The 22401-nt window shown below is 48.6% G+C and carries 21 protein-coding genes; all 21 read left to right on the top strand.

Annotated elements, in window-relative coordinates:
* Nucleotides 1-76: 76 nt before the first annotated feature.
* The 21 genes from SCACP_RS16565 (at nucleotide 77) to SCACP_RS16465 (ending at nucleotide 22394) form a co-directional block, all read left to right on the top strand.
* Nucleotides 77-1384, top strand: coding sequence for a 3-deoxy-D-manno-octulosonic acid transferase (locus SCACP_RS16565; protein ID WP_425058589.1), 1308 nt, complete (start codon nucleotides 77-79; stop codon nucleotides 1382-1384).
* The gene (lpxK, locus tag SCACP_RS16560) at nucleotides 1381-2538 is read left to right on the top strand and encodes a tetraacyldisaccharide 4'-kinase (RefSeq protein WP_425058588.1); all 1158 of its coding nucleotides are present in this window, start codon (nucleotides 1381-1383) and stop codon (nucleotides 2536-2538) included. The genes SCACP_RS16565 and lpxK overlap by 4 nt, the downstream gene beginning before the upstream one ends.
* Before the next feature lie 42 nt (nucleotides 2539-2580).
* Nucleotides 2581-3321 (top strand): 3-deoxy-manno-octulosonate cytidylyltransferase, encoded by a 741-nt coding sequence (gene kdsB / locus SCACP_RS16555; protein ID WP_425058587.1) that lies wholly within the window; start codon nucleotides 2581-2583, stop codon nucleotides 3319-3321.
* 49 nt (nucleotides 3322-3370) lie between these two features.
* Nucleotides 3371-4195 (top strand): 3-deoxy-8-phosphooctulonate synthase, encoded by an 825-nt coding sequence (gene kdsA, locus SCACP_RS16550; RefSeq protein ID WP_425058586.1) that lies wholly within the window; start codon nucleotides 3371-3373, stop codon nucleotides 4193-4195.
* Between the two features lie 127 nt (nucleotides 4196-4322).
* Nucleotides 4323-5297 (top strand): KpsF/GutQ family sugar-phosphate isomerase, encoded by a 975-nt coding sequence (locus tag SCACP_RS16545; RefSeq protein WP_425058585.1) that lies wholly within the window; start codon nucleotides 4323-4325, stop codon nucleotides 5295-5297.
* On the top strand, nucleotides 5297-5842 hold the full coding sequence (locus SCACP_RS16540; protein ID WP_425058584.1) for a KdsC family phosphatase: 546 nt from the start codon (nucleotides 5297-5299) through the stop codon (nucleotides 5840-5842). The genes SCACP_RS16545 and SCACP_RS16540 overlap by 1 nt, the downstream gene beginning before the upstream one ends.
* A gap of 205 nt (nucleotides 5843-6047) precedes the next feature.
* Nucleotides 6048-6611, top strand: a complete 564-nt coding sequence (gene lptC / locus SCACP_RS16535; RefSeq protein WP_425058583.1) for an LPS export ABC transporter periplasmic protein LptC — start codon at nucleotides 6048-6050, stop codon at nucleotides 6609-6611.
* On the top strand, nucleotides 6611-7354 hold the full coding sequence (locus SCACP_RS16530; RefSeq protein ID WP_425058582.1) for an LptA/OstA family protein: 744 nt from the start codon (nucleotides 6611-6613) through the stop codon (nucleotides 7352-7354). The genes lptC and SCACP_RS16530 overlap by 1 nt, the downstream gene beginning before the upstream one ends.
* Before the next feature lie 41 nt (nucleotides 7355-7395).
* Nucleotides 7396-8115, top strand: coding sequence for an LPS export ABC transporter ATP-binding protein (gene lptB, locus SCACP_RS16525; protein WP_425058581.1), 720 nt, complete (start codon nucleotides 7396-7398; stop codon nucleotides 8113-8115).
* A 128-nt stretch (nucleotides 8116-8243) separates the two neighbouring features.
* Nucleotides 8244-9332 (top strand): LptF/LptG family permease, encoded by a 1089-nt coding sequence (locus tag SCACP_RS16520; RefSeq protein WP_425058580.1) that lies wholly within the window; start codon nucleotides 8244-8246, stop codon nucleotides 9330-9332.
* 71 nt (nucleotides 9333-9403) lie between these two features.
* The gene (locus SCACP_RS16515) at nucleotides 9404-10654 is read left to right on the top strand and encodes a DUF3084 domain-containing protein (RefSeq protein WP_425058579.1); all 1251 of its coding nucleotides are present in this window, start codon (nucleotides 9404-9406) and stop codon (nucleotides 10652-10654) included.
* A 411-nt stretch (nucleotides 10655-11065) separates the two neighbouring features.
* Nucleotides 11066-12223, top strand: coding sequence for an S-layer homology domain-containing protein (locus tag SCACP_RS16510; protein ID WP_425058578.1), 1158 nt, complete (start codon nucleotides 11066-11068; stop codon nucleotides 12221-12223).
* A 126-nt stretch (nucleotides 12224-12349) separates the two neighbouring features.
* Nucleotides 12350-12787 carry a pre-16S rRNA-processing nuclease YqgF gene (locus SCACP_RS16505; RefSeq protein WP_425058577.1) on the top strand — a complete coding sequence of 146 codons (438 nt, stop codon included), beginning with the start codon at nucleotides 12350-12352 and terminating at the stop codon, nucleotides 12785-12787.
* A 330-nt stretch (nucleotides 12788-13117) separates the two neighbouring features.
* Nucleotides 13118-14347 carry an S-layer homology domain-containing protein gene (locus tag SCACP_RS16500; RefSeq protein WP_425058576.1) on the top strand — a complete coding sequence of 410 codons (1230 nt, stop codon included), beginning with the start codon at nucleotides 13118-13120 and terminating at the stop codon, nucleotides 14345-14347.
* A gap of 281 nt (nucleotides 14348-14628) precedes the next feature.
* The gene (locus SCACP_RS16495) at nucleotides 14629-15828 is read left to right on the top strand and encodes an S-layer homology domain-containing protein (protein ID WP_425058575.1); all 1200 of its coding nucleotides are present in this window, start codon (nucleotides 14629-14631) and stop codon (nucleotides 15826-15828) included.
* A gap of 166 nt (nucleotides 15829-15994) precedes the next feature.
* Entirely contained in the window at nucleotides 15995-16924 is a 930-nt protein-coding gene (locus SCACP_RS16490) for a hypothetical protein (RefSeq protein ID WP_425058574.1), read from the top strand.
* A 152-nt stretch (nucleotides 16925-17076) separates the two neighbouring features.
* Nucleotides 17077-18462: an LPS-assembly protein LptD gene (locus SCACP_RS16485; protein ID WP_425058573.1), complete on the top strand. Its 1386-nt coding sequence runs from the start codon at nucleotides 17077-17079 to the stop codon at nucleotides 18460-18462.
* Nucleotides 18463-18518: 56 nt separating this feature from the next.
* Nucleotides 18519-19520: a bifunctional heptose 7-phosphate kinase/heptose 1-phosphate adenyltransferase gene (locus tag SCACP_RS16480; protein WP_425058572.1), complete on the top strand. Its 1002-nt coding sequence runs from the start codon at nucleotides 18519-18521 to the stop codon at nucleotides 19518-19520.
* Nucleotides 19517-19993, top strand: a complete 477-nt coding sequence (gene rfaE2 / locus SCACP_RS16475; RefSeq protein ID WP_425058571.1) for a D-glycero-beta-D-manno-heptose 1-phosphate adenylyltransferase — start codon at nucleotides 19517-19519, stop codon at nucleotides 19991-19993. The genes SCACP_RS16480 and rfaE2 overlap by 4 nt, the downstream gene beginning before the upstream one ends.
* Nucleotides 19994-20254: 261 nt before the next feature.
* Nucleotides 20255-21280, top strand: a complete 1026-nt coding sequence (gene waaF / locus SCACP_RS16470) for a lipopolysaccharide heptosyltransferase II (protein WP_425058570.1) — start codon at nucleotides 20255-20257, stop codon at nucleotides 21278-21280.
* Nucleotides 21281-21320: 40 nt separating this feature from the next.
* Complete coding sequence (locus SCACP_RS16465) at nucleotides 21321-22394, top strand: glycosyltransferase family 4 protein (RefSeq protein WP_425058569.1); 1074 nt, start codon at nucleotides 21321-21323, stop codon at nucleotides 22392-22394.
* Nucleotides 22395-22401 lie beyond the last annotated feature (7 nt).

The following is a 22401-nucleotide window of genomic DNA, read 5'->3' as shown; positions in this document are numbered from 1 at the left end:
CCCGTCATTGCGAGCGCAGCGCGGCAATCCCGGTTAGTCATAAGTTTCTCCGGAATTTCGATAACGAGGTATCAATATGTATCTTATCTACAATATCCTGGCGGTAATACTGCTCATATTGGCCCTGCCGGTATTTGCCGTGCGGCTTGTCAGGGAGAGAGGCTTTGGTGAGCGGCTCAAGCAGAGCCTCGGGGCGCTGCCGCAAGAAACACTGCTTAAGGTGGCGCAAAAAGATGCTATTTGGCTGCATGCCGCGTCAGTCGGGGAAATTGTGGCCACAAGCCCGATTGTTAAAGAAATCCGGCGTGAGCTGCCTGATACGCCTATTGTGGTGTCGGTAGTTACGGCCGGCGGCTATGATATGGCCAAACGCATCATTCCCGAGGCTGACGGTATTATTTTTTTCCCGCTGGACTTGCCCTATCTTAGCTATTCGGTCCTGGCGAAAATCAGGCCGCAGGTGTTTATGATGGTTGAAACCGAGTTGTGGCCTAATTTTCTCAAAGCGGCCAGGGCACTCAACATACCGGCCATGATGGTGAACGGCAGAATAAGCGACAAAAGCCTCAGCCGCTACTCTTACTTTAAACGTGTGCTTGCCGATATGCTGGACACGGTAGTGAAATTCTGTATGCAGTCAAGCATTGATGCCAAATATATCATCAAACTGGGCGCCGACCCCGCGCGGGTAGTAGTTACCGGCAACACCAAGTTTGACCAGAATTACACCGAACTGAGTCCTGACGACAAGCGCATGATGGCCCGGTCACTGGGACTCAATCAGGACGCCCCGGTGATAGTAGCCGGTAGTACCCACCGGGGCGAGGAAGAGATTTTATTTTCCGCCTTTAGCCGGGTGCGCGCCAGCTTTCCCGGCGCGCAATTCATTGTGGCGCCGCGTGATACATTGCGGGCCGACGAGTTGGTTGAGCTGGCAGCTAAACACGGCTTTACCGCTGTCCGGCGCACCCGGCTGTCAGGTGAAGAAAGCGCCGGTCACCCGCAAATGATCATTGTCGATACCATCGGCGAACTGGGAAAAATCTACGGGCTTGGCGATATCGTCTATGTGGGGGGCAGTCTTGTGCCCCGTGGCGGGCACAACATTCTGGAGCCGGCCGCCCACGGCAAACCCATTCTCATCGGGCCCCACATGTTTAACTTCAAAGATACCTATGCGTTGCTGGCAGAACGCGGCGCTTGCGCCACCGTATATGACGGCGCCGGGCTGGCGGCCACAATGCTTAACTTGTTAAAGAACCCCGCAATAAGCGCCCGGATGGGGCGCAAGGCCCTTGATACCATTAATGAAAACCGCGGCGCGTCCCGCAAAAGCGCCTTATATTTGAAAGAAATGTTACAGAAAAGGCGGAGCGTCACATGATAAACCGACGGGAAGCTTATGAAGTATATCTATATAAATTAGTACACGGCGAAAAACGCGGTTTGCTGGCGGCCGTGCTGCTTGGCGCGCTCCGCGTGATGTCGTTTATTTACGGTCTGGGCGTGGCCATAAAACTTGGTTTATACCGGTCAGGCCTGCTTAAGCGGCACAAACTGCCATGCAGAGTAATCAGCCTGGGGAATATTACTGTCGGCGGCACCGGCAAGACGCCTACCGCGCAGCGGCTGGCAGCCATCATCCGCGATATGGGTTACCGGGTGGCCATTCTTAACCGGGGCTACCGGGCCGGCTGGAAAGGCCCGGTCGGTCTGGTGTCTGACGGCAGCAAGATTTATATGAGTGCAACCGAGGCCGGCGATGAAGCCTACCTGCTGGCCAAAAGCCTGCCGGGCGTGCCGGTGGTGATTGGACGCAACCGCTCAATTACCGGGGAATATGCAGTCAGGCGGCTACAGGCCGAAGTTCTGATTTTGGATGACGGCTATCAGCATTGGCAGTTAGAGCGTGACCTTGATATTGTCCTTATTGATACTCTTAACGTTTTCGGCAACAATTTTCTGCTGCCGCGCGGCACGCTCCGCGAACCGCTGGAAAATCTAAGCCGGGCTAACGCTTTTCTGTTGACAAAGGTTGACCAGTCAACAGGCGATGCCCGGCACACCATCAGGGATATATTAAAGAAATATAACGACCAGGCGCTGGTGGTTGAAAGCACCCATACACCGCGCTGCTTTGTCGAGATCGAAGAATGGTACAAAGGAGTACGCCCGGAATCTGTGCCGCTTAATACCATTGAGGGCCGCTCGGTATTGCCGTTTTCGGCAATTGGCAACCCGTCGTCCTTTGAGCAGACAATTATTGATTTGGGCGGAGTAGTCGCCGATGCCGTGCGGTTCCCCGACCACCACGACTATACCATGGCTGAAATGCAAGCCATCATGCAAAAAGCCGTTGATCAGAACGTTTGGGCACTCATAACTACCGACAAAGACGCCGTCAAAATTCCGTCTGAATTTATTCACTCGGAACGGCCCCTGCCGCTGTACGTGCTGTCAATCGAAGTCCGGTTTCATGACGGATATCAGGAACTCATGGATATGATAAGGAACGTCACCCGGCCAAGTTGTGAGTGAATGATTTGGCATTAAGTTCCATATATGGAGGTTTCATAATCGATGAACATTCTCTGTGTTATCCCTGCCCGCTACGCGTCCACGCGTCTGCCGGGCAAGCCGCTGGCCATGATTGCCGGCAAACCAATGATCCGGCATGTCTATGAACGGGCCAAACAGGCCAAGCGGCCAGGCGCTGTTCTCGTTGCCACCGACCATAGCCTGGTATATGACGCCGTCAAAGCGTTCGGCGGCCAGGTCATGATGACTTCACCCGGCCATCCGACAGGTACTGACCGGCTGGCCGAGGTGGCTGCCCAATACGCTGACGCCGATATCATGATCAATGTTCAGGGAGATGAGCCGCTGATTGCCCCTGAAGTCATCGACCTCTTGGCCGGCGCGTTTGATGACGACCCGGAGTTAACTATGGCCACCCTCATGACGGAAATGGACGAGAGTGAATATAATCTGCCCAGTGCGGTAAAAGTAGTCACAAACCTGAACGGCTATGCGTTGTATTTTTCCCGTTCGCTCCTGCCTTATCCCCGGACCAAGCCGCCCGGCGGCCCGCTGCCCGTGTATAAGCATATTGGTATTTACGCATACCGGCGTGATTTTCTGCTTAAATATGCCGCGCTGGCACCCACGCCGCTCGAATTGACCGAGTCGTTAGAACAACTGCGGGCGCTGGAGCACGGTTATAAAATTAAAGTACTAAAGACTGATTTTAAAGCTATCGGTGTCGATACTCCCGAAGACCTGGAAAAAGTCAACGCCTATTTTCAGAAAAATAAAAAATAAAAGCCGGATTGCTAACGTTATCAACCCCAAAACTTAGGAGGCGAATTTCATGAACACAGTCAAAATCCAGAACATCACTGTAGGCGCGCAACATCCTATAGCCCTTATTGCCGGACCGTGCGTCATTGAAGGCGCTGAACGTACCTTAAAAATTGGCCGGGCCGTTAAGGCAATTGCCGACCGCTTAAACATACCCTATATTTTCAAAGCTTCTTACGACAAAGCCAACCGCTCGTCGTACAACTCGTTCCGCGGCCCCGGCCTCAAAGAAGGTCTGAGCATTCTGGCCCATATTAAACAAGAACTGGGTGTTCCGGTGTTGAGCGACATCCACTGCATTACTCAGATCGAACCTGCGGCCGAAGTATTGGATATTATTCAAATTCCGGCTTTTTTATGCCGTCAGACCGATTTGGTCTACCAGGCGGCCCGCACCGGCAAAGTCATAAATGTCAAGAAAGGCCAGTTCCTGGCGCCGCTTGACATGAAAAACGTCATTGCCAAAATCGAAGAAGCCGGCAACAATAACATTTTGCTTACCGAGCGCGGCGTAACCTTCGGCTACAATAATCTGGTGGCTGATTTCCGGGCGCTGCCGATCATGCGCTCCTTGGGTTACCCGGTAGTGTTTGATGCCACCCACAGCGTCCAACTGCCTGGCGGCGCCGGCACCAGTTCCGGCGGTCAGCGCGAGTTTGTCCCCTGCCTGACCCGCGCGGCGGTCGCCGCCGGTATTGACGTACTGTTTATGGAAGTGCATGATAATCCGCCTGAGGCCAAGTCCGACGGTCCCAATATGCTCTATATCGATCAACTGGAAGATGTGCTCAAAGATGTGCTGGCCATTGATCATGTTGTGCGCCGGCATAAATAACGAAAAACGGGATTGCTTCGCTATGCTCGCAATGACGAGGAAAGGACGCGTCATTGCGAGCGTAACGCAGTGAAGCGCGGCAATCTCATCTTTTTGAGTACAACCTAAGAATAGAGGGGGTATCCTAATGTCTATCGAACAGGCCCGCGCCTGCCTGGAACTTGAGGCCGAAGCCATCCGGGCGCTCATACCGCGCATTAATGACCGGTTTTCCGCCGCCATGGACATGATTTTGAAATGTTCCGGCCGGGTGGTCGTTACCGGCATGGGTAAATCCGGCATCATTGGCAAAAAAATAGCCGCAACTTTGGCCAGCACAGGTACGCCGGCCTTTTTTCTGCACCCGGCCGAAGGCATTCATGGCGACTTGGGCATGGTGACCGCCTGTGATATAGTTTTGGCTATTTCCAACAGTGGCGAGACTAATGAGATTATCGGCATATTACCTACTCTCAAACGTATTGGTGCGCCCATTATTGCCATGACCGGCCGGGAGCAATCCACCCTGGCGCAAAATGCCGACGTTATTCTCAATGTAGCTGTCGAAAGAGAAGCCTGCCCGCTCGGTTTGGCTCCTACTGCCAGCACTACCGCCACGCTGGCGATGGGCGATGCTTTAGCTGTCGCGCTGTTGTCGGCCCGCAACTTTACTCCTGAGGAATTTGCGCTGTATCATCCGGGCGGCGCACTGGGCCGCAAATTGCTCTTAACAGTGGAAAACGTAATGCATAGCGGCGACGACCTGCCGGTAGTAACTCCGGACAAAACCGTCAAAGAAGCCTTATTTGCCATTACCGCCAAAGGTCTGGGCGCCGTATTGGTGGTTGAATCGCCGGATACCATGCAGCTGGTCGGACTCTTAACCGACGGCGACATTCGCCGCAGCCTGGAAAAAGGCCATGAATTCCTGGATAAACCGGTTGCCGGCCTCATGACCAAAATGCCGCGCACCATTACCAAGGATAAGTTGGCGGCCCACGCCCTTAACATTATGGAAAAGAACAAGCCGCGCCCGATAACCGTACTGCCGGTAGTTGACAGGCAGTTTCGGGCGATTGGCATTATTCACCTTACTGACTTATTGCGTCAAGGAGTGGTATAATGGATAGTGTCTCATATGCCAAAAAGGTCAAACTCCTCATTTTTGATGTCGATGGAGTGCTGACCGGCGGGCATATCATCTTCGGCGCCGACGGTGAGGCGCTGAAGACATTTCACTGCCAGGACGGCATGGGGATTTCCCTGGCTCACAAAGCCGGACTAAAGACGGCGATCATCACCGGGCGGGAGAGCGAAATGGTGCGCCGCCGCGGCGCTGAACTGAAGATCGGCGACATATACCAAGGGGCAATCAACAAAGTACTCGCCTTGCGCGAGCTTATGGACAAACATATGCTTACCTTAGAGCAAATTGCCTATGTCGGCGATGATATTAACGATTTGCCGGTCATGGTGCAAATCGGCCTTCCCTGCGCCGTAGCCAATGCGGTACCGGAAGTAAAGGCTGCAGCCAAATTTATCGCCGGCCGCCAGGGCGGGAGCGGCGCTGTCCGCGATGTCATTGAATTTATTTTAAAGGCTCAAGGCCTATGGGACGGCCTTATCGCCGAATATATGCGATCAGACCGATTTATGGTAAATCAGTAATTTCTGCCCTGCGGCAGATTAAAAAACGCCTGGCCTGTCACCGGCAACTGCCGGTGGCAGCCGCCTATTTACTCTGAAGATACCGGCAAGATGCCGATGTTATATAATCTGACTGAACGCATGACCAGAATTGAGTCAGCTGTCAAAACATACCCTGACGAGTGGCTCTGGTTTAAAAAGCGCTGGAAAACTGAGGTGAAGTCTCTTGAACAAAAAAACATATTTGAGCATTGGCTGCGTGGTGTTCCTGCTGGCCGGGGGACTTTACTACTATTTGTTCCGGGACGAACCCCCCGGAAATATGTCTCCCAGCCCTGAGCCAACCGCCGCTCAGTCACCGGCCAACATTACTTTTGCCGGCAGTTCCGTTATTGAAGAACAGGACGGCAAACGGCTGTGGGAACTAAGCGCCGATACCATTGAGGCCGACCCCAACAGCAAAGTAGTCTATTTAACCAATCTTAAGGGAGTATTTTACCAGAAAAAAGGCGGTAAAATTGATCTGATTGCCAGGCAGGGGGTGCTTGACACCAAAACCGGTAATATTTCCCTGCAGGGCGACGTCAAGGCTACTGCCAGTGACGGAGCGGAATTTACCGCGCCTGAAGCCCGCTGGGCGGGAGAGACCAAAACCTTTACCGGCGCCGGCGGCATTACCATGACCCGCGGCGATACCGTCATTACCGGCGACAAAATTGAAACAGACGCCAACATGGAGAAAGTAAAAGTCCAAGGTAAAGCCAAGGTAATAACAGGAGGAACGAACTAATGCGAACACTATCTCACTCCCGCCGTGTCCTGACCGCCGTTACGGCAGCCTTAGTCCTGGCCCTTGGCAGCCTGTACGCTGTTGCCGCGCCGCAGCCGGCAGCCAAGACGCCTGTTGAGATTGTTGCCGACACCATCGACTATGATTCGGTACAAGGCGTCATCCATGCTGCCGGTGATGTGCGCATTACCCAAGGCCAGGCGGTAATCACCGGGGCCAAAGCCGAATATAACACCAAAAGCAAAGAAGGCAGCATTACCGGCGGTGTGAAAGCAATTAACCAGGACGCCACCCTTACGGCTGCCGAAGTAAAATCCTATAAAGAGAACACCTACTTAGTGGCCAGCGGCGACGCTGTGCTGACTAAAGGTGACAGCCGCCTTACCGGTCCCCGGATAGAATATTTTGCCGATACCCAATATGCATTAGTGCCTGCCGACGGCAAGGTTGAAATGCCTGACGGCACAATGACGGCCGATAAGATTGAGGCGTTTCTTAACGAAAACAGCGTTACCGGCACCGGCTCGGTCCATATGGTCAGCCCGGTCCGCAAACTTGACGCCACCGCCGATCAAGCCACCTACTATGGTGAACCCAAAGGCCGGAGCAAAGTTATCTTAAGCGGTAATGCCCGTGCGGTTCAGGAAGGCAACGTCCTGACCGGCGAAACGCTCACCATACGTCTTGACGACAAGGCGATGGACGCCAAAGGCCGCACCAAACTTATCATTACGCCGCAATAAACATGGCAATTACACTCTAACTTTAGCGAGGATGTTGCGAGATGTATATCGAGACCCGCGATTTAATAAAAACATTTAAAACCCGCAATGTGGTAAACGGGGTTAGCCTGCGTGTAGAACAGGGGCAGATCGTCGGTCTCCTGGGAGCCAACGGCGCCGGCAAGACCACCACTTTCTACATGATTGTCGGCCTGGAACGCCCCAACAGCGGTCAGATCTTTATCAACGGCGAGGAAATAACTCATATGCCGATGTACAAGCGTTCCCGGTACGGCATTGGCTATCTGCCGCAGGAGGCGTCCATTTTCCGCAAACTGTCGGTAGAAGAAAACCTGATGGCGATCTTAGAGACAACTAAGCTTACACCGGCCGAACGCAAAGACAAAATGGAAGGATTGCTTGAAGAATTTCATGTCGGCCATGTCCGCCGGCGCAAAGGCTCGGAACTCTCCGGCGGTGAACGCCGCCGGGTGGAAATTGCCCGGGCGCTGGCCACCGACCCCGCCTTCATCCTCCTGGACGAACCTTTTGCCGGCGTTGACCCGATTGCCGTGGCCGACATTCAGGAGATCATCAGCTACCTTAAAAAACGGGGCATCGGTGTGCTTATTACCGACCATAATGTTCGCGAAACACTGAGCATTGTTGACAATGCGTATATCATGAATGAAGGCCGGATACTCATCTCAGGCGGCAGCGACACGATTGCGAACAGCGAAGTAGCGAAAAAGTACTACCTCGGCCAAAACTTCAGCCTGTAAACCTTGAATTGCCTATCCCCGTGTCATGCGGGATTGCTTCACTAGCGTTCGCAATGACGATAGGTTCCGGTCATGCGAGCGCGGCGTGGCAATCGCACACCTGTCATCTCTATAAAAAGGAGACTTCAATGCGTATACTTGACAAATACATCCTAAAGGAACTGCTGGGCCCGTTCTTTTTCGGTATAGCCGCCTTTTCCAGCGTGTTTATCGGCACCAACACTCTGTTTAGGATTGCTCAATATGTAACCAAATACGGTGCGTCAATTCTCACCGTGACCAAGTTGTTCCTCTATAGCCTGCCGGGGATTATTGTGCTGACATTCCCGATGTCCATGCTGTTGGCTTCACTGTTGTCCTTCGGCCGTTTGTCAGGTTCAAGCGAGATAACAGCCATGAAGTCCGGGGGATTAAGCTTTTACCGGCTGGCTGTCCCTGTCATGATTACCGCTTTTGTCGTCAGCCTTGGCGCCATAGTGCTCAACGAAGAAGTCGTACCGGCTGCCAACGCCGGCTACAACTACATTGTGCGCTATGAAATCGAAAAAAATACCAGTCCGAAATCACAGGAGCATATTATTATCAAAGATATTAAAGACGGCCAGATTGCGCGTTTGACTTATGCCCAGAGTTATTCCGCAGATACCAACACTATGAACAAAGTATCTGTCGAAGAATTTGAGGCCGGGCGGCTGGTGCGGGTGGAAAACGCCGAAAAGGCCGTCTGGACGGCTGACCGCTGGATCATGTACAATGGCACAATCACCGACCTGTCGACTGACGGCCGGGTAGGACGCAGCCTTAAATTTACCGAACAAGTGCTGCCTATTGAAAAAAATCCGGCGGCCATTACCAGCGAACAGAAGAAACCCGAAGAAATGTCCATGAAAGAGCTAAAACAACAAATTGCGGCTCTGAAAAAAGAATACGTCAAAACCAATAGCTATGAAGTTGAACTGCACCAGCGTATTGCTATCCCTATGGCCAGCTTTGTCTTTGCCCTGATAGGAACACCGCTGGGGCTGTCGCCGCACCGTTCAAGCTCATCCATCGGTCTTGGCCTGAGTATTATCATTATTTTCATGTATTACGCCGTACTGACCGTGGCAACCGCACTGGGGCAGGGCGGCGCCATTCCCGCCATAGCGGCTGCCTGGATACCTAACATAATTGGTCTCCTGGCAGGCATATATTTAATATACAAAGCCTCGCGCTAAATTAGTGCGGGATTGCTTCACCGCCGTTCTCACTTTACAAGCCGAGCATAATTAGAGGGGAGGGGATATTCATGTATGGCCTGGCTTTAATCGCCGTAATTGCCGTAATGGGCGGCGCAATCGCTTATATCGGCGACAAACTGGGTACCAAAGTAGGCAAGAAAAAACTCAGCATATTTGGTCTTAGACCCAAACACACCTCTATTATTGTTACCATTGTTACCGGTATTCTCATTTCGGCTGCCACCCTGGGGGTTATGACTGCCGTATCCCGGGATGTGCGCACCGCGCTGTTCGGCATGAAAGAATTAAAGGCCGCAATGGTATCCCTGAACAGCGAGGTTATGTCCAAGACCGCCGAACTTGAAGCCAGCCGCGCTGCCCTTGAAAATAAAAATGCCGAATATGCCGCTGTTGCCGCTAAAGTTAAAGAAACCTCCGAGCACCTGAAACAAATCATGGCCGAACTTGACGAGGTAACCGCCGAACGCGACCGCACTGCAGCGGCTCTGAACAAGCTGCAGTCCGACTACGTCCTGGCGCAGCGGGACCTGGTCAAATATCAAAATGACATCAAGAATCTGCAAGCTACTAAAAAAGAGTTGGACAGTCGTATTGGCGAACTGACTGCTGCCAAGACTACCCTGCAAAAAGATGTTGACCGTCTGAACGAGCTGACGGCCAATCTTAAAAATAATATTCAGATTGTCCGGGAAGGTACGGTAGCCTTCCGGGCGGGTGAGGTGTTATCCACCTCGGTGGTCCATGGCGGTCAGTCGCATGACGACACGGTACAGGCCCTTTCTGACATCATATATAAGACCAATTTGTATCTTATCAATAAACTTGGCATCGCTGACAAAAAAACCGAAGTATTGTGGATTTCCCGTGCCGAATTTGATCAAGCAGCCTCCCTGATTGCCGAAACCAATCAAGATGTCATTGTCCGCATTTCAACAGTAGGCAATACCATTTACGGCGAGGCGGTAATCGGCCGTCTTGAACTGTTCCCCAACCACTTGATATATAATAAAGGTGAAGACATATACAGCGAAGTGTTTAACCCGGTAACTGATGCGCAGCAAGCTGAGGAAACCGTTATGGTCTTCCTGCAAAAAGTCAATGCCGCTGCGGTAGAACGCGGCATCCTGCCTGACCCGATTCAGGGTACGGTAGGCAGCATGAGCGGGGCGCAACTGTTTGAAACCATCAACAAAGTCAAACGTCAATCAGGCAAATTTGAGCTTACCGCTGTCACGAAAACCGACATCTATACGGCCGGCCCGCTGCAAATCGAGATTAGGGTAAGAAGCGTCCTGTAACAGCATACCTTAAGTAACATAATATACCATTGAGGAATCCTGCTCATCAAGCAGGATTCTTTCTTTTTTATGCGAATATATAGGTACATGAAAGTTGATTATGTAAAGTTCATAATCAGCGCAGACACAGTTGGTAAAAGGCTGCAAATGCTGATAATATAAGGATTTTTGCCAATAATTACATCAGCGTACCTAGCAGGAAAACTTGAAACTGTGTCGAAATTATGTTAACATAAAACCTGCGGAATGCGGCAGGGGCATATCGAAAGAAGCCCTGCAGAGAGGAAGGACAGATTGAGGAAACGTGGATACTCATTCGGCGCCATCCCCCCTGAAAAGGGTAGACCATCGGTATGCCGGTGGCAACACCCGCGAATGTAAAATATTAAATTTTCAAGGGGGATATTTCAAATGAACAAAAGACTTCTTAAAGCAGCAGTTACTACTGCGCTGACTGTGGCTTTCGCCGTTCCTGCTTTTGCAGCTCCGGCCGCTACTTCGGCTAATCCGTTCTCCGATGTTCCTGCAAAACACTGGGCTTATGATGCAGTAAGCAAACTGGCTCAAGCCGGTGTAATAACCGGTTACGGCGACGGCACCTTCAAAGGCGACAAAACTGTTTCCCGTTACGAAATGGCTTCCATGATCGCCGCTGCGATGCAAAAGAACCTGAACAACGACCAAAAACAAATCGTCGACCAGCTGTCCAAAGAGTTCGCTGCCGAACTTAACAGCATGGGTATCAAAGTAGACGCTCTTGACAAAAAAGTAGACAACATGGTTAAGATCTCCGGTGACGCTCGTCTGCGTTATGCTGCTATCGAAAATAACAACGATGCCACTGACTTCCGTGCCCGTGTAACTTTCGACGGCAAAATCAACGACGACATGAAGTTCAATGCCCGTTTGACCACCGCTAACGTTAATTACGACGATAATTTTGCCGGCGCTAACCAATCGAGCATCAAGCTTGACACTGCCAACGTTACCTTCAATGCTCTTGGCCTGACCAACACTGTCGGCCGTCAAGACATCAAACTTGGCAACGGCTTCCTGATGGATACTCAAATGACCGGTATTTCTACTAATGTAGGCGGTCTGCAACTGTTTGCCGGTAACATGAAAGACCAAAAACGCGTTTATGCCGGTGAATACGGCGTTAACCTGAAAGGCGCTAAAGTTACCGCTGACTATGTTAAAAACGATACTGACAACACCGATATTTATGGTGCTAATGTTTCGTTTAACCTGGCTGACGGTGTTACCGGTCTTGGCGAATACTACAAAGCTGATGATGCAACCGCTGCAGCCTACGGTCTGAAATTCAACAAAGTCGGCCTGACTGCTCTGTACCGTGATGTAGAAGCCGGCGCGCTGCCTGCATACTCCAACATGACTTCCGACCTGACTCCTGTTGCCAGCAACAATGGTTTCAAAGGCTTGGAAGTTCAGTACGACAGAGCACTTGCTAAGAACACTACCCTCAATGTTAAATACCAGGACTTCGAAGATCAAAGCGGTAACAGCCTTAATGCCCGTACTGCCGCTACTGTTAACGTTAAATTCTAATAACGCATTCCGCAACAGAAGGACGCCCTCGCGGCGTCCTTTTTGTTTTATCCAAACATATGTGATATCATCAAAAATAGAAACATTTACCGGAACTATGCATATAGTTATAGGGGGTATTGACCAATGCAGGAACAGGTAGTCTTATCGATTGACCCGGGCCGGGAGAAATGCGGCATTGCCGTTGTCCATAAAGACCAGGGCATTAAATACAAAACCATCATCGATACCGCTGTTCTCAGTGAAACAGTGATAGCCATTGCTACAACCCATGATATAAGCACAGTGGTAATCGGCGACGGCACGACATCAGGCATGGCTCAAGCCTGTCTGAGACAACTCAATGTGAACGGTCAAAAACTCAATATCATCCCAGTCAACGAATATCGCTCAACCGACGAGGCCCGCCGCCGTTACTGGGCGGATCATCCGCCCGGGGGCTTAAAGCGGCTCATCCCGACAAGCATGCAAGTCCCGCCGGTGCCGGTAGATGACTATGTTGCCGTGATTCTGGCCGAAAGATACTTTGCACTGCCTTTGTCAATGTCATTGCGAACAGAGTGAAGCAATCTCTGTATGTTTTAGTTATAGTATTTTTGTTAATAAATTTAAATAAAAATTTAAAAAAAATTTATAAACCGGCAGGAAAATTTTACATAGAAGCGAATAGAATAACTAAACAAGTAAAATAAACCATTCACAATGTTCTTTTCATCTATTTTAGAAGGCATAAAAACATGGAAAGGAGGTGCTGATCAAAACTTCCTGACACAGCCTTCAAAGTAGATGTGAAGATATAGCCGCCTACGGCAGCTGTGAGGAAACATGGCCACTCATAACTCCTCCGGCGGCAGGCAGTACTAAAAAAATAGAGACCTAAGGGGGACAAAACAAATGAAAAAACAAACTGCTCTTGCTCTTGCCGCAGTGTTCTCTCTGAGCGTTGCCGGCACCGCCTTGGCCGCTCCGGCCAATCCTTTCGTTGACGTTCCTGCCAAACATTGGGCATACGACTCCATCAACAAGCTGGCTCAAGCCGGCGTCATCTCCGGCTTCGGCGACGGCACCTACAAAGGTGACAAAACTTTGACCCGTTATGAAATCGCCGTTATCGTCGCCAAAGCTATGGCCAACAGCGACAAAATGGACGCTCAAACCAAGAAAGAACTGGAAGCTCTGAAAGCTGAATTTGGTGCAGAACTCAACAACCTCGGTGTTCGCGTTGACAACCTGGAGAAGAATGCTTCGAAAGTGAAGTTCACAGGTGAAGTTCGTGAACGCTATGAGTATGCTGAAGATGTCTATGGCGACAGTGGCGCCAATGCTGAATTGACTCGTCTACGTTTGTACATGACTGCACAAATTGCTGATGACGTAACCTTCAAAGGCCGTATCGCTTCCGAGTCTCAATGGGGTAACTCTAATGGCAGCTCAAACAATACCAAATTGGAACAGGCTTATATCACCGGTAAAGCAGCTGGTGTAGACTACAGCTTCGGCCGTCAGCCTATCTGGTTGGGCCAAGGCCTGGTTGCTGATACCAGTGCTAATAACGACGGCTTGGTTGTAACCGCTGGTAAAGATGTCAAAGTTACCGCCGGTGCTTTCAAAAAGGACGATGTTAACTTCTACCTGGGCAATGTTGATGCTAAGCTCAGCGACAAACTTAACCTAACCGCCTCCTATTTGAAAGATAAAAACGCCGATTTCTATAAAACTACTTCTGCCGGCTTGAACTACACCGGTCTGAAAAATTTCACCGTTAGCGGCGAATATGGTAAAAATGATGCTAATAGTATTGATGCCAAAGCATGGATGGGCAAAATAGCCTATAAAGGCGCTGATAAGGCCAAAGTTAACTCCTTTGGAGTTTGGGTCGGTTACAGAAGTGCTGACGCCGGTTTTGACCCAGGCACTTTGACCACTCTTGACTTTGCTGATACTGCTGATCCTAATTGCTATACTACTTATGGCATCGCCGACAATATTAAAGGCCTGGAATACGGCGTTGAATACACTGTGTTCAAAAACGGCGTGTTAACTGTTCAGTACAATGACCTGGAAACCAAAGATACCAAAGTTGATAAGAAAAATATGATTGCCCAACTGGTCTATAGCTTCTAAGTTTCAAATACCAAAAAATCGCTGACTTTTGTCGGCGGTTTTTTGGTTTATTTATTTTTTTGTTAAAATTATGTTATCTAGAAGGAATTTATTTCTCAGCGTAGAATATATTACATACATAAGAAATATCTGCCACGCTAAAACAGGTCTTTGCGCCGAAAGGCGTAAGATATGAGCAAACCCTAATAAGAGAAATGGTGAGGAAACATGGACACTCATAATTGATCTTCTTAGGCCGCTCAAAAAACAAAATTATTAAAACCTAAGGAGGAAAAAACACAATGAAAAAACAAACAGCTATGGCTCTTGCAGCAGTATTTGCAATGAGCGTAGCAGGAACCGCCCTGGCTGCTCCTGCAAATCCCTTCGTCGACGTTCCTGCTAAACACTGGGCTTATGACTCAGTAAACAAACTGGCTAAAGCCGGCGTAATCTCCGGCTTCGGCGACGGTACTTTCAAAGGCGACAAGACCCTTACCCGTTATGAAATCGCCGTTATCGTAGCTAAAGCTATGGCCAATGAAGACAAAATGGACGCTGAAACCCAAGCCGCTCTTAAGAAACTGGAAGCTGAGTTCGCTTCCGAGCTGAACAACCTTGGTGTTCGCGTTGACGCTCTGGAAAAAAATGCTTCCAACGTTAAGTTTACCGGTCAAATCCGGGAACGTTACGAATGGGCCAAAGATGTTGATAATGCCGATCTGTTACGGGTCCGTATATTTGCAACTGCCAAAGTAGCCGATGGTGTAACATTCAAAGGCCGGTTGGGTACCGAGTCGAAGTGGGGTAATCAAGATGGTAAAAACACAGTAGGCTTAGAGCAAGCATACATCACCGGCAAAGCACTTGGTGTTACCTATAACTTGGGCCGTCAACCTCTGTATTTAGGCCAAGGGTTGATTGCTGATACTTCAGCTAATAATGATGGTTTATACGTAACTGCTACTGGTGATGTCGTTAAACTCAGCGCCGGTGCCTTAAAGAAAAGTGACCTTAACTACTATGTCGGTGACTTCTCAGCCAAAGTAAACCAAAATCTTACTGTAACTGCTTCTTACCTCAAAGATAAAGACGCAACAAAGTATGAAACCACTGCTGCTGGCTTAACTTATACCGGTTTGGGTAAGTTCACTGTAGCTGGAGAGTATGGCAAAAACGATGCTGCTGCTGAATCAGCTAAAGCTTGGATCGGCAAGCTGAAATACGCCGGTGCTGATCCTTCCAAAGTAAATTCTTTCGGGGTGTGGGCCGCCCGTAAACAAGCTGAACAAAACTTCGATACTCTTAAATTGACTACTTATGATGGTGCCACTAATGCTTCCGCTTACAAACCGATGGACGACATCAAAGGTTATGAGTATGGCGTGGAATACACCGTATTCAAAAACGGCGTCTTAACAGTTATTTATAATGACGTCAAGAACTACACCGAAACTACTGACAAGAAAAACATGGTAGCTAACCTTGTTTACACTTTCTAATTAACTAAAAAACCGCTAACGTATGTTAGCGGTTTTTTGTCTGAATGACCGATATAGCATCATCTTTTACTCACGTAAAATAATGACTTATCCTGCCAAATGGGGCAGGATATTTCGTTTTTCATGCAGAAATACATCAATAAAATAATTCAGGGAGGAAACTGATATGCTCAACAAGAAGCTATTGGCGCTAATTACCCTTACTATGCTGGTGATTTCAGCGCTGGCAGTTCCCGTATCAGCTCAGTCGTCAAATGAACTCACGGTCATAGGTAAGCTGGCAATTGTCGAAAAAACAATCTATGGCGCGTCCCAGACCGGGGCGCTGGTTGACAGGGTCAATAAACTGGAACATGACATATACGGCAAGGAAACCCGTGAAGCTGTTCTGCCGCGCGTAGATAAGCTATATACATATGCTCAGGAAACCAGCCAGGAATCGCCGTCACTAATGACCAGGCTGAATGCGGTTGAATGGATGCTTACCCACAGTGTAAGCGACAGTCCTATTAAAACCAGAATCGAAAACCTCGAAAAGGTTCTCAACGGCAGTCCGTCAACCGGCCCGTTGGAAGAACGGCTCAGCAAGCTGCTCAAAGTAGCCTATACGGAAGGGCAGTTTGAAGTGGCTGCTGCTACGTTACCCAAAGATACTCTCATTAAGATTAAAACCCTGTCCACTCTGAACAGCAAACAAAGCCGGGTAGGCGACACTGTAGCCTTGGGCGTTGCCGAAGATGTGTTTATCGGCGGCGTGCTCATCATTCCCAAAGGAGCCAGAGGTACCGGTAAAGTAGTAAAGGTTGAGCCGTCAAGAAACTTCGGCCGTGATGCCAAGCTTGAAATTTCCTTTAACAATGTTGCAGCTGCCGACGGCAGTTTGGTTGACACCTTTTTAGGCGAAAAGGCCAAGGAACAGACCAAATCAATGGCCAAAGCAGCCGGCGCCAGCGTGGCGGGTATGGTTATCTTCGGACCGGTAGGGATTATCGGCGGCGCCTTCGTCAATGGCAATGATGTCAGCATCCCGATCGGCACTCAGATGTATATTCAGACCAAAGATAATGCCGAAATTTATGGAATTAAAGTAAAATAAACGGTGAAAACCAGTTAAAAAGCCGCTTTATAGCGGCTTTTCTACATATTACCGTATACGGCATGCAGGAATGGCGGCGTTACTGTAGAATAAATTGTAGGATAGGACCAGCCTGCTTTGTAATAATTAGAAACAGGAGAATAGTAAGCGCTATGCCTAATAATAATAGAATCATCTTAGGATTGTTAGCTTTTGCGATAGTATTCGGTAATGCAGTACCCGGCCACGCTCAGGAAGCTAAAGCGCAAACCCAGCAACAGACTAAAAGTAATGCGCCAATAGTAATTGAAGCCAATGAATTGTCCTTTAATGATGATACCGGCGACATTACGGCCAAAGGAAATGTAGTCATCATTCAAGACGGTCAGCGCGTGGAAGGCGAGCAAATCAACGGGAACAGCAAGCTCAGTGAAATCTGGGCAAAAGATAAGATCCACTTTACACAAGAAGGTGCAGCCTTAGACGGCACCAACACTTTATACAACTATAAGCTTAAAACCGGCAGTATGGAGCAAGTCAAAGGCAAGATTGGCCATAAGTTCGTTTCGGGTAAGGACATTAGTCTTTTTCCGGATGAGATGATAATCAATGAGGGAACAACTACCAACTGTCCCGCAAAAGTCCCTGATTATCATGTAAGTGCCGACAAAATTGAGATATGGCCTGGTGACAAACTTATTGCCTACAACGCTAAGTTCTGGATTAAAAATACAGTCATATTTTCGTTACCTAAATATCGAACGTCTCTCCAAAAAGGTGCTCAATCCGATTTTCCACGTATCGGCTATGACAATGACGATGGTTTCTTCATTAAACAATATCTCGACTATCCGTTCAATGAAAAACTCTCGGCCTATGTTAACCTTGATTACTATACCAAAGCAAAATTTAAGCCTAACTATGGATTAATTCAACGTGAATCGAATTATTCTATTGGTGTGGCTCAAGGTAATTTCCGTGATGATGATGGCTACTGGATAAAGAAAGAGCCTGAATTCAAATTTTCCTATAACCCTCATCGATTAGGAAATTTGCCGGTAAGTTATACATTTACTGCTGTCTATGGCAAATGGACTGATTCGGCTAAATCAAGCTGGCATCAGGACTATACCCTGTATTTCAACCGGGACACAGTTAAGCTCAATAGTACCATGAACTTGAATCTGGGTACCGGTATCCAGCAAGTGCGCGAAAGCTACAATGATTCTGTCCACAACAGTTTCAAATTTGACGCCACCGTAGATAAAAGATGGTCTGACCGTGTAAGTTCCTGGGCAGGATATCATTATACTCAGAATAATAATTCATTGTTTGATTATGATAAGACTGACGTAAGCCGCGAACTGGCGTCAGGGGTTACCTACAGAATTGATAGGATGAATACTGTTGGTGTAAGCCAAAGCTATGACTTAAGCAATGATCGCCTTGCCGACCTGGATTACACCTGGTATCGTAACCTGCATTGCTGGCAGGCTACCATCACCTATCGTGCCAAACGAGATGAAATCAAATTTGACCTTAGTATCACAAGGTGGTAGAAAAGATGATATTGCCTCACTAAGGGCAATCCATTCCGAAAGGAGCCTTATGTTTCATGTCCCAGAACCTTATAAAGTTAATTGATAACTTTCAAAACAAGAAGATCATGATCATTGGCGACATGGTGGCTGATGTATATCTTGAGGGACGGATATCACGTATATCCAGGGAGGCCCCGGTACTTGTACTGGAACACGCCGGTGAAACCGTTGTTCCCGGCGGCGCAGCTAACGCTGTTCATAATGCGGCTACCTTGGGCGGCGCGGTTTATGCAGTCGGGGTAGTCGGTCAGGATAGTGCGGGGTTGGAGCTTACTAATATTCTTAAAACTAAGAACGTAAACACCGAAGGGGTTATCATAGATCCATCCAGACCGACCATCACAAAGACACGTATTATGGCCGGCGGTCAAGCTACGGTGAGACAACAGATTGTACGGGTAGATCGCGAGAGTAAAGAAGAATTAACGCATGATGTTAATCAAAAGTTGCTAAAGTTTATTGAAGCGACTATTCCGGGTATGGACGCCGTCGTTATCAGCGACTACGGTAGTATGTCAATATCGCCCGCCATTAGGGAACAGGTTGTTGAGACCTGTAACCGGGCGGGCGTTGCCTCTATGGTCGATTCCCGCTATAACGTTATGGCATACTCCGGGATCAAATTTGTCAAGCAAAACGAGTCTGAAGCAGCGGCTGCTGTAGGCTATAAGACCTTAAGTAACGACGACCAGCTTAAGTACGCCGCCGGCACGATACTCGAACGCCTTGACGCCGAGGTTGTCTTAATTACTCAAGGTTCTGAGGGCATGACCCTGTTTCATCGCAACGGTTTTACTATACACATACCGGTAACCAATATCAGCAAGGTATATGACGTTACCGGTGCTGGCGATACCGTAGTTGTAACCATGATGCTGGCGTTGGCCGCTGGGGCTGATTACGCGGACGCTGCCAGGCTGGCAAACTTTGCTGCCGGAATCGTGGTAAGAAAACCTGGTACAGCTACTACTACGCCGGAGGAGCTTAAGGCAGCGATTGGAGAATACTATTTATGAAAATTATAGACCGCGCTCACATTGCTGCTATCGCTGAAAATCTTAGAACAACCGGGAGGAAAGTGGTATTCACCAATGGCTGTTTCGATATATTACACGCCGGACATGTCCGCTACTTAGCAGCCGCCCGCGCCTTGGGCGACTGCCTGATTGTCGGACTGAACAGCGATCAATCGGTACGCCACCTCAAAGGCCCGACCCGCCCGGTGAATGGCCAGGACGACCGGGCTGAAGTGCTGGCCGCGCTGGCAGCCGTAGATTATGTTGTGATATTTGATGATGCTACAGCCGAAAACTTGGTGGCTGACATTAAACCTGACATTTATGCAAAAGGCGGGGACTATACAATTGAAAAACTGCCGGAGAGCAGGATTGTAGCCTCGTATGGCGGACGTACCGTACTGGTGCCGGAGGTCCCAGGCCGGTCGTCAAGCAATATTATTAAGAAGATTAATAACGCATTGCCAGAGTGAGATGCGTCCCCTCCCTTGTCATTGCGAGACGCACATGCTGCTCAAGCAGCGCCAGCAAGAATGAAAAGAGAGATTGCTTCACTAACGTTCGCAATGACGATAGAGGAACAGTATTCTTTCCGGTCATTGCGAGCACCGTTGCCGATGAGACCATATTCGAAGCAGTAAGTCATTGAATAGTGCTTAGTTAGGCATTACGGCATCGCAGCGTGGCAATCTCATCCGGTTTACGACTACGTGACGGCCATTGGAGGCAATTATATGACTTATAGAAACATTCTTATTGTCAAACTAAGCGCGATTGGCGACGTCATCCATGCCCTTCCTGTTGCAACGGCTCTAAAAAAATGCTTTCCGCAAGCCAGGATTACCTGGGTTGTTGAACAACCGGCGTACGACATTTTGACCAATAACCCCTATATTGACGAGATTATTCTCTTTGAAAAAACCAAGTTTAAGTCGTTGGCAGGATTTTACCGGCACGCACCAGGCTTTATTAACGTCTTGAGAGAGAGACGTTTTGACTTGGCGCTGGATTTGCAAGGTTTACTAAAGAGTGCGATTATATCTTTCCTCAGTGGAGCGCCGCAACGTCTGGTATATTGTAATGCCAGGGAGTATAGTGATAAAATTGGTAAAAAAGTATGCGGCCCCAACAGTGACGGTCACATTGTTGAGCGGTATTTAGATGTTGTTAGAGAGCTTGGCTGCAAAATTGACGAACCGGAATTTATCGTAAACATCACCGAGAAAGAGACAGCTTTGTCCAATGCAATCGCAAAACAAGCCGGACTAGACTTAGCTAAGCCGTTTGTTGTATTGATGCCTGGAACCAACTGGCCTAACAAGTGCTGGCCGGCAGATAAGTTTGCCCAATTAGCTGATAAGTTATTTGAAAGTGACCTTATTCCGGTTTTTGCCGGAGGAAAAGCTGATATAACTGCGATGAAGGAAATAATCAGAAAAAGCGCTGTTTTACCAATAGATCTAATTGGTAAAACCTCTCTTAAACAGTTAGCATTTATTATAAAAAACGCACGGGCCGTTGTTGCTGGCGATACTGGTCCCATGCATTTAGCGGCAGCCCTAAACACGCCGGTAATCGCCCTATTTGGCCCGACAGATCCGAACCGTAACGGCCCCTATGGTACAGGCCACCTTGTCCTGACAACAGGCCGTTTCTGCCAGGGATGCTGGCGGCGGCGGTGTCCGGACGGAAAGGATTGTTTGGCTGATATTGGTGTCAGGGAAGTGTTTGAGGCTGTAATAAGTTTAGTCAGATTATAGCCGAGCGGCAAAAAAAGTTGTCATTGTGGTAGGTGATACTTTGAATATACTATTGGTTGTACCGCGCTTAAACATAGGCGGAGCCGAGACTTATGTTGCCATGACTGCGGTTGCGTTGAAACAACTTGGTTTTACCGTATCTGTTGCTTCAGGCGGGGGAATGCTGGCCGATTTTTTGCGCGAAAAAGGAATCAAACATTATTTTGTTCCCATTCGCTTTAATACCGCTTTGTCGGCTTGGATGCTGGAGCAAATCATAAGAAAAAATCAGATACATATTGTACATGCTAACTCTGCTGCTGCCGGGATTACGGCTGTTCAGGCACGACAACGGGTTAGGGTGCCGGTCATTTATACCGCACATGGGGTGTTTGGACATAATGCGAAAGAAATGACCATTAACCAATGTGATAAAATCATATGTGTGAGTGAGTATGTACGACAATATGCAATCGAAAAAGGTTTTACGGCAAACAAATTAATTACTGTTTATAGTGGAATTGATTTAAATAAATTTAAGCCTGATATAAAAAAAACGAGCGTTATTCGCAACAATCTTGGTATTCCAGAAGAAGCATTTACCATAGCCATTGTTTCAAGGATAAAAAATTTGCATAATAAAGGTCATGCGGATATTCTGAAAATATTAGAAAAGTATAGCGGTGCGCAAGACTGGCACTTGATGGTTATCGGCAAAGGTAAAGGACTATGGAAGTTGAAGTATCATATTTGGAAAAACAATCTCAATAAGCGAGTGCATTGTATGGGACATATTGTAAATGTACAAGATGTCTTAGATGGTGCAGATGCAATGGTACTGCCGTCTAACTTTGAAACGTTTGGATTAGTGCTGGCGGAATCCATGGCCATGGAAAAACCGGTAGTGACATATGCAGTCGGAGGTACGCCCGAAGTAGTTGACCATGAACGTACGGGTTTTTTAGTAGAGAAGAATAACCTGGACGAATTATACCGTAGACTATGTATGCTTGCTGACAGCAAAAATTTGCGTATTGAGATGGGGCGCCAGGGGCGGAGATGGGTAGAGAATCATTTTGACAGCAAAATTATGACGAATAAACTTGTCGAAATTTACCAAAGTTTAGGGAGATAGACATGGT

This window comes from Sporomusaceae bacterium ACPt (assembly GCA_041428575.1).
In the GTDB taxonomy this organism is placed as follows: Bacteria; Bacillota; Negativicutes; order Sporomusales; family Sporomusaceae; genus Sporomusa_D; species Sporomusa_D carbonis.
Note: the sequence above shows the minus strand (reverse complement) of the source record. Positions and strands in the feature narration are given on the sequence as shown.